Here is an 8,048-nt window from a genome sequence, read left to right as displayed (position 1 = left end):
TTTCGAGATCTGGTGTGATGTTGGTCGAGTATACATCGCCGAAGGGCGTCGGCACGCGATAGCCTCCAGCGAAGGGGCGGCTCGGATTGGACGTGTGGCAGCCGATGCAGTCGGCCGCTCGCGTGAGATATTCACCCCTCTGGATTTCGCTCGCCCGCAGCTCGGTACAAACCGCCAACGATAACAAGACGAGTACGACCGACCGAGAAATGACGGCTGGAAATGGAATGCCCGTGGCAGGCCAAAGCGCGTACCGGCGGTGGATGGCCAATCTCCGCGTCTTTGGCGTCGTCACAATTCGCACCCGCTGAAGATCAGCCCTGCCACCACTTGCGCCAGCAAGATGAGCGTGAACAGCGCCCCGATGCCCACCGAAGTCCTGGCAAGGAACGCGCGCGTGCGCGCCTTCCGGGGCGGGATCGTACCATGTCCGCGGTCATGAACGGCGTGCCACGACAGCAGCGTGCCTGCCAGGGCGACAGCGGCGCCTATCAATGAGAACAAGGCAGTGGGACGAAAGCCGGCATGGCACTGCCAGGATGCAATGGAGTAATCGAGCTGCAGGGCTATTGCCCATGCAACTGGCCCGCTGACCAGGCCTGCCCAGGAAACGCCGGTACGGATCGCCTGCATCTCACATCCTCGGAGCCCAATAGATAACAAGATAGAGCACGACCCATGAGACGACGACGAAGTCCCAGTAGAACGCATTGTCCGAGACGTCGCTGAAGCGGCGGCCCGCCTTGCCTTTTTGCGTGAACATGAGAACCGCCAGGACGATCGTGTCGCCGACATCGGTAAGAAGATGCGTGGTATGCAGTCCAAGTAGGAACCACACGATCGATCCGTAAGCGTTCTGATCCCAGGAAATCCGCAGAGCCGGAAATTCCCAGATGCGAACGATCAGCGGAAGAATCCCGACGACCGACATGACGACCATGCCAAGGCGAACTTTCGCGAGGTCCTGGCGACGCGCCCAAAACTCGATCAGGTGGTTGGGCACGACGCTCGCAACCAGAATGATCAACACTGCCGTGCCCGGCAGCAAATCTGGCGCCGGCGCTCCGATGGGCCAATGCCGGGCCAGCACGGCCAAATAGAAGTAGGTGCCTATCGCCAAGGCAAAACCTGTTGCCTCGAGAGCAATGAAGGCAAGGGTTCCCCACCACATCGGGCTCGCCGACCCGAAATCATATGTGGGCAGGTGGCTGACGCCGGCGACGGGACGGTGCCTCATTCCTCGTCCTCCGGTTCGCCCTTCGGCCAGAACCAACAGATGAAGCCGATCGAAACCGGGATCGCTCCCCAGACCACCGCCCATGGCGTGTATATCGAACCGAGAAATGCACCGCCCACCGCAATGGCCGACAGAAGCGGCCAGATCGAGTTGTCAGCCGATGGCACCCTTAGTTGCGGCACCGCATCGGCGACCGTGCCGGCGAGCACCTCGCGTGCGTCGACACGCAGACCCTCGACCACGGGAAGCGTATCGGGCTCGGCCCAAAGCGGTTCGCGGTGAGTTACCACGGGCAGCCGCGAAAAATCGTAGGAGGGCGGCGGCGACGTCGTCGCCCATTCGAGCGTGCTCGCGCCCCAGGGATTGTCTCCGGCAATGCTGCCGTTGCGAAGGCTGAGCAGGAGGTTCAGGAAGAAAAGCGCAAAGCCGGCGAACACCACCAGTGAAGAGAGGCTGATGAAGAGGTTCATCTCGCCCCAGCCGCTCGCCGGCGGATACGTATAAACGCGGCGCGGCATGCCTTGCAGACCGAGAATATGCATGGGGAAGAAGGTGAGATTGAACCCGAGGAAGACGAGCCAGAAATTCCAGCGGCCGAGCCTCTCAGACAGCATGCGTCCGGTGATCTTGGGAAACCAGTAGTAAACGGCGCCTAGCAGGGGGAAGACGGCGCCCCCGACCAGCACATAGTGGAAATGGGCAACCACGAAATAGGTGTCGTGTACCTGCAGGTCGAGCGGCACCGAGGCGACCATGACCCCGGTCAGGCCGCCGATCACAAAGGTGAAGATGAAGCCGAGCACGAAAAGCATGGGCGTGGCGAAGATCGGCCGGCCGCCCCAGATCGTCGCAATCCAGCAGAAGATCTGAATGCCGCTCGGAATGGCGATCATCATCGAGGAAGCGGTAAAGAAGCTTTCGCCGAGCTGCGGCAGGCCGGTAGCGAACATGTGGTGCACCCACAGGCCGAAGGAAAGAAAACCGATCGCGATCAACGACAGGACGATCCCGAGATAGCCAAAGATCGGGCGGCGAACGAAGGTCGGCAGGATCGCGGAGACGAAGCCGGTCGCCGGAACGAAGATGATGTAGACCTCGGGATGGCCGAAGAACCAGAATAGATGCTGCCACAGCAGTGCATCGCCGCCTGCAGCGGGATCGAAGAATTTCGTGCCGACCAGGCGGTCCAGGATCAGCATTGTGCTCGAGACCATCACGGCCGGCATGGCGAACAGGATGACGAAAGCCGTGACGAGGACGGACCAGACATAGAGCGGGATGCGGTCAAGCGACATGCCGGGAGCACGTTGTTTGAACACTGTCGCGATGATCTCGACCGCTACCGCGAGCGCGGACACTTCAGTGTAGGTCACCATCTGCGCCCAAAAATCGGGGCGCTTGCCGATGCCATATTCGGGTCCGGCGAGCGGTACGTAGGAAAACCAGCCGGCATCCGCACCGGTTTCGAAGGCGAAGGCGATCCAGATCATCAGCCCGCCGGAAAGATAGACCCAGTAGCTGAATGCATTGAGCCGCGGAAAGGCGACATTGCGAGTGCCGATCATCAGCGGCACCAGGTAAATGGCGAAAGCTTCCATCACCGGTACGGCGAACAGAAACATCATCGTCGTGCCATGCATGGTGAACAGCTGGTTGTAGAGATCGGGGCCGATGTGGCCGGCCTCCGGCTGGGCAAGCTGGAAACGCATGGCGAGCGCTGATAGACCCGCAAGGGCGAGAAACAGGAAAGCCGTCACGATATAGCGCCGTCCGATCAGCTTGTGATCGACCGTGACCAGCCAGCCGTAGAAGCCTTTCGGCGTTCGCCAGGCATGCGCCAGAAAGGCGCGCAGTCTCACCTCTTCGAGGCCGGTGTCACGGATGCCTTTCAGGCCCTCCTGGGTATGCTCGGCCGGCTTTCCCCCAATGCCGCTCATTCGAGGCTTCCGAGATAGGCGACGACCGCGTTGAGATCGTCGGCGCTAAGGGCAATGCGCGGCATCTTGGCGCCGGGCTTTATCGACTGTGGATCGGCAATCCAGGCGGCGAGCGCGCCAGGGGTCATGGCCAGCGTATCCGCGGCCAGTGCACGTCGGCTGGCGAGATGCGTAAGATCAGGACCGACCGTTCCGCTGGCAGGCGTGCCTCTTATCGTATGGCAGAGCGCACAGCCGGTGGAAAGAAATGCCTGTTGGCCGCGGCGTTCTTCCTCGCCGCCAGGCGCGGATGCGACGGCGTTTTGCCTGGATTGCCATGCGTCGAACGCTTCGCGGCTTTCCGCGATGACGGTGATGGCCATATGGGCGTGCTGATAGCCGCAGAATTCGGCACACTGGCCACGATAGATGCCGGGCTTATCGGCGATGAGGGTAAGCTGGCTTGGCCGGCCCGGAATGAGATCGCGCTTACCGGCAAGGTTCGGCACCCAGAAGCTATGAATAACATCGAGCGAATCGAGTTCGACCTTGACCGGTTCGCCAACCGGGACATGGATTTCATTTGCCGTGACGATCGATTGCGAGGGATCATTACCGGCATACCGGACCTCCCACCACCATTGGTGCCCCGTGATCCGCACGGCAAGCGTTTCCGTTCCGCTCAGCGAAGCAATGGATTTGCCGGCGAAAAAACTCGCTATCGTCATCATGACGAGCACCAGAACGGTCAACGCAACGGCGCTGCCGACAGCGCGGGTAAATCGGCGCTCCTGATGTGAATCGATCTCAAGCGGCGAGCGCGTTGTCTCGGAGAGGCGGCGACGCAAAAGCGCTGCCGCCAAGACCAGCATGACAAGCAGCCACGTGGCCGCCGCGACTGCGCTGAAAGACCAGATCAGATCAAGGATTCTCCGGGCGTTCGCACCGTGTGCATGGAGGGCCGATTGCCGATCGCCGCATCCTGCCAATACCAACATCGACGCTGCGCTGACCCACCTCAAACGCGGTTGCGCAGCCTTTCCCGCAACAATGCCAGTCAGGATTTGCGTTGGACATGTAAAGGCAAGCGACATTTGCGGTCATGTCCGCCTGCGAGAGCGGGCCAACGGACTCATGCACCTCGCCATGAAGGATCCACCATCGTTGCCAAGGCCATAACGCAGCTGGCTGAAAAAGGATGCTTGGCAACACCGCCCGGTGAAAACCGACGTGAAGCGGTGCGGGTTAGACGATGCGCAACTCCTGGGGAGCCTGATGCCGCCGACTGCTCGTTTGAATCCAGAAAGCAACCAAGAGCAGTGCGGCTCCGCCATAGATCAGGCCAGCGGGAATCCACATGATCAAGCCTGCAAGTTGCTGGTCCTCGAGCGGGCTGAGCCCCCACAGATCCGAGCCGACGGCATTAGCCGGATACCACAGCTTTGGCGAGACGACGAGCAAAACCCCGAGCAGCCCGGTGTGGAGCGAGGTGAAGAAGAGATGCATCACCGCATTGCCGCAAGCGTGCTCGCGGCCAGGGCGAGGCAGCAGCACCCACCAGAACAATAGCCCGGTACCGAGGAAGCTCGCATGCTGGGCATAGTGCAGGAAACCCTGCTGGAGGGCAGCCTCGAACAGCGCCGGGACATGCCAGATCCATATCGCGGCTCCGTGCAGGACGGTCGCGACCACAGGGCGGCTGATGAACGCCCAGATCGCCCGAAGCGTATTTGCATGTCCGGCCGCTCCGAATATCTGGCGCAGCTGTACCGGCAGTGCCCACATCATCGCCGCTGTCGGGCGGGAGGCAACCAGCAGAGGCGCTGCGACCGCCATCAGCAATTCATGCTCGATCATGTGCGCCGCAAACACATGTTCGCCCAACGCATGGATCGGGCTTACAAGGGCGAACGCCAGGACGGCCCAGCCGGCAGCAAACTGGAAGGCCTGCCGTGATCGCAAGCGGCGTCCGCGTCCGCTCCGTCGCCACAGTCGGCTGGCGCCCGCTGTATAGAGCGACACGACTGCCAGGAGCGGCAATGTGATGGGAAGCGCCAGTGTCCAACCGGCTTGCGGGGCGCCGTTGCCATAGCAGATCGAGGTCGAAAAGAGCGCGTCGAAGCTCATGATCCGCATCCGTCAGCCGGAAGAGCACCGGAGCTCCGGTTCATCTGGAAAGATCCAGATTGAAGCCACTGAGGCGCTGTTCTCACCTCCGTGCCTCTAGGCGTCCATCATCGATTTCGCCGGCTCCCGGGCGATGTTTTCTTCTATGCGTTCGTGTCCCGGTGTCCGCGGCAGGGCCTGGCGGAAGTTCTTGGCGTAATCTGCCGGCATTTTGGGCGGCATCAGCGGCTCATACGCATCTACCAGCGCTTCGATCACGACAGGGCCTTCCGTGGCGAAAGCCTGGTCGAGAACCGTCTCGATCTGATCGGCCCGCTCGATGCGAAAACCCTTTGCGCCCATTGCTTCCGCCGCCATGGCAAAATCGATCGGCTGCAATTCGCAACCGAATTGCGGATTCCCCAGAAACATCATCTGCTCCCAGGCGATCTGATTGAGCATGTTGTTCTTGATCACCAGAACCTTCAGCGGGATCTTGTAGCGCACCGCCGTCGAGAATTCGCCGAGCTGCATGGCAAAGCCGCCATCGCCGACGATGGCGGCAATCGGTCGACCGGGAAACGCGATGCCGGCAGCGATGGCGTAGGCGAGACCGCAAGCCATCGATGCCAGCGATCCGGACACCCCAAATGCCTGGCCGCTGCGAAGATCGACATGGCGGGCGGCCAGTTCCGTGTTCTGACCGGAATCCGTGGCCAGCACCGTGTCGTCGGCCAACCGTTGTCCGAACGCCCGGGCAATCGCCTGTGGCTTCAAGGGTTGCGCCTGCATGTCTTCCGACTGCCGCATCATCTCGCGCCATTTCCTCATGGTCTCCTGGGAACGGTGCAGGAACTCATCGGAGGGCTTCTGCGTCAGACGTTGGTTCAGCGCGCGCAATGTCTCGGCCGCGTCGCCGACAAGGCCGGCCTCGACCGGAAAGCGCAAGCCGATCCGCTGCGCATCGCAGTCGATCTGGACGCCACGGGCCTGCCCGGGCTGCGGGTAGTAGTCGATATAGGGAAAGGTCGAACCGACAATCAGCACCGCATCACAGCTCTCCATCGCCTCTTGCGAAGCCAGGGTTCCAAGAATGCCGATCCCGCCGGTGGTGTAGGGATGGTCGTCCGGCAGCACCGCCTTGCCCAGCAAGGCCTTCGCGACAGGCGCCTGCAGCAGTCGCGCCGTGTGTTCGAGTTCGGCGGCCGCGCCGATGGCGCCGCGTCCGGCCAGGATCGCAACCCGCGAAGCGTCATTGAGAATGGCGGCGGCTTTGTCGAGCTCAACCTCCAGCGGTACGCTGTGACCGGCGAACATATCCTGCGGCGTGTGCGCCGGGCGATTGCGCTTGGAGCGCTTCGACGGATCGCTCTCCTGCTCCTGGATGTCGCTGGCAATCGAAAGATGGGCGACGCCCTTGCGCGCCAGCGCGGTTCGGCAGGCAAGGCTGGCGACGTTTTCCATATGCGCGGCGTCGGCGACATGTGCATTGTAAACGGAGACATCGTGGAACACGCGCGTCAGATCGACATCCTGTTGCGTGAACGTCTCGATCAGATCGTGGAACTGCATGCCCGTAATCGCCAGCACCGGAGCCTGGTCGAGCTTGGCGTCATAGAGGCCGGTCAGAAGATGTGTTCCGCCGGGACCGGACGTCGCAAGGCACACGCCCAGCTTTCCTGTCCACTTGGCATACGCACATGCCATGAAGGCAGCCGACTCTTCATGCCGGACCTGAACGAAGGCAATCTTGTCGCGCCGCGTCCGCAACGCTTCCATGACGCCGTTTATGCCGTCTCCCGGCAAGCCGAACACCACCTCCACGTCCCAGGCGACGAGCGTATCGATGAGAATTTCTGCTGCATTTGGCATGTCGGGGTAGCTCCGGTGGATGGTGTCCGAACCGGTGAATCCCGAGTTGGTTCCTTCGTCACAATAAATCGTGACAGGTTTCTGGAAGCGATCTTCCAGGAGCGGTCTATTCGATCTGCTCAAACGTGCATTGCCGTGGCGCCTTGTCGGGGCGCCAGCGCAGCAGTTTGGTGCCGTGGCGGAATCGATTGCCGGTAACGTGGTCGAAGCGGACCTCCACCACCAGTTCAGGCTGCAAGGGTTCCCATTGTCCGCTGCGCTCCGTGCTCCAGCGGCTCGGGCCGCCGGGCGCCTTGCCGGTGAATCCGGGCTCTGACCGCAGCCCTTCCAGCCGGCGCGTGAGCGCTCCTCTGTCGGTCCTGGCGATGGTCGACGTGAAGCCGACGTGATCGAGCTTGCCGTCGTCATTGTAGAGGCCGAGGAGCAGCGAGCCAACCTCACGACTGTCCGCGAGATAACGGAAACCGCCGACAACGCAATCGGCGGTGCGCCTCGGCTTTACCTTCACCATCGCACGTTCGCCGCACAGATAATGCTCATCAAGCACTTTGGCCATGATGCCGTCGGTCGATGCATGGCCGGAGCCGTGTAGCCATCGAGCCGCCGTGGCTGCATCATAAGTGCACTTCGACAGGCGAAGATCTGGACTGTTCGAGGAGGTCACCAAGTCCTCGATCGCTCGCCGCCGTTCCACAAGTGGCTTGCCCGTGATGACCTCGCCGCCCGGCCTGGCAAGCATGTCGAAGAGGATCAGACTGGCAGGCGTCTGCGAACTCAGTTTGCGGATTCTGCTTTGTGCCGGGTGAAGGCGCATCTGCAGCGCCTCGAAGGAAAGCTCACCGTCAACCTCAATGACAATCTCGCCGTCGAGGACGAAATGCCCGCGCTTGAGGTCACGCAAAATGTCCGTGATTTCT

General features: G+C 61.6%; 7 protein-coding genes and 1 pseudogene. All 8 read right to left on the bottom strand.

Annotation, left to right across the window (positions count from 1 at the left end; genetic code table 11):
* A pseudogene (locus tag EN893_RS38615) lies at window positions 1-271 on the bottom strand (hypothetical protein); the annotation flags it as partial.
* A 20-nt stretch (window positions 272-291) separates the two neighbouring features.
* On the bottom strand, window positions 292-633 hold the full coding sequence (locus EN893_RS10730) for a hypothetical protein (RefSeq protein WP_127266688.1): 342 nt from the start codon (window positions 631-633) through the stop codon (window positions 292-294).
* A gap of 1 nt (window position 634) precedes the next feature.
* On the bottom strand, window positions 635-1,237 hold the full coding sequence (locus EN893_RS10725; protein ID WP_127266702.1) for a cytochrome c oxidase subunit 3: 603 nt from the start codon (window positions 1,235-1,237) through the stop codon (window positions 635-637).
* Window positions 1,234-3,174 (bottom strand): cytochrome c oxidase subunit I, encoded by a 1,941-nt coding sequence (gene ctaD, locus EN893_RS10720; protein ID WP_127266687.1) that lies wholly within the window; start codon window positions 3,172-3,174, stop codon window positions 1,234-1,236. The genes EN893_RS10725 and ctaD overlap by 4 nt, the downstream gene beginning before the upstream one ends.
* Complete coding sequence (coxB, locus tag EN893_RS10715; protein WP_306244779.1) at window positions 3,171-4,247, bottom strand: cytochrome c oxidase subunit II; 1,077 nt, start codon at window positions 4,245-4,247, stop codon at window positions 3,171-3,173. Before coxB ends, ctaD begins: the two co-directional genes overlap by 4 nt.
* Before the next feature lie 151 nt (window positions 4,248-4,398).
* Window positions 4,399-5,280 carry a cytochrome c oxidase assembly protein gene (locus EN893_RS10710; RefSeq protein ID WP_127266686.1) on the bottom strand — a complete coding sequence of 294 codons (882 nt, stop codon included), beginning with the start codon at window positions 5,278-5,280 and terminating at the stop codon, window positions 4,399-4,401.
* A 96-nt stretch (window positions 5,281-5,376) separates the two neighbouring features.
* Window positions 5,377-7,131, bottom strand: a complete 1,755-nt coding sequence (locus tag EN893_RS10705) for a thiamine pyrophosphate-dependent enzyme (RefSeq protein WP_128361531.1) — start codon at window positions 7,129-7,131, stop codon at window positions 5,377-5,379.
* 106 nt (window positions 7,132-7,237) lie between these two features.
* Window positions 7,238-8,048, bottom strand: an 811-nt coding sequence (locus EN893_RS10700; protein WP_128361530.1) for an ATP-dependent DNA ligase, incomplete at its 5' end; no start/stop codon positions are given.

It is taken from the genome of Mesorhizobium sp. M7A.F.Ca.CA.004.04.2.1 (assembly GCF_004022825.1).
In the GTDB taxonomy this organism is placed as follows: Bacteria; Pseudomonadota; Alphaproteobacteria; order Rhizobiales; family Rhizobiaceae; genus Mesorhizobium.
This window is presented reverse-complemented; position numbering and strand designations above follow the sequence as displayed.